Origin of the sequence: Clostridium sp. ZS2-4, assembly GCF_026719745.1 — a bacterium.
GTDB lineage: Bacteria > Bacillota > Clostridia > Clostridiales > Clostridiaceae > Clostridium_H.
In genome coordinates this window covers 1-567 of sequence record NZ_JAPPRQ010000061.1, presented here as the reverse complement: position 1 = coordinate 567, position 567 = coordinate 1, and the positions used below count along the sequence as shown (strand labels likewise).

Genomic DNA, 567 nt, shown 5'->3' with positions numbered 1-567 from the left:
GATTTAACTCTTAATAGAAGATACTATATTGATAAGAATACAAAGCAAGGAGTTTTTCTTCTAGATAAAGTCTTGGATTTAAACTTAGTAGGAAGAACTAGTCAAAATTTAATTGAGAGAATGATTGATAGTGCAGCTGATAATTCTTACAGAAAAAGTGTGGCTAAGATTGAAGAAACAACTTTAACTAAGATAAGCCATCAAACTATTAAGAATAAAGTAGATTACTTAGGTGACTTAATAGAGAGGCTTGAGAATAACAGAATTGCAAAATATCTACAGGGAGAACTTAAAGGCAATAAGAGAGCAAATGTACTCTTTGAAGAAAAAGATGGAGTTTATTTGAGAATACAAGGTAAAAAACGTAAACAAGAGCTTAAGGTAGCTAAGGTTTATGAAGGATGGGTTAAAAATAGTGGTAGCTATAGTACTATAGGTACTATTTACTTTTCAGGATATGAAAACGGTGAAAATTTTGATAACTTAGTAAACAGTGGTATAGCAGAAATATATGATGAGGAACAAATCCAATATACTATCCTTAATGGTGATGGAGCAGCATGGATT

The 567-nt window shown here is 30.9% G+C and carries 1 protein-coding gene; it reads left to right on the top strand.

What is annotated here, in order from left to right:
- The coding region (locus OIO11_RS11580) for a UPF0236 family transposase-like protein (protein WP_268071630.1) at window positions 1-567 on the top strand (567 nt) is incomplete at both ends.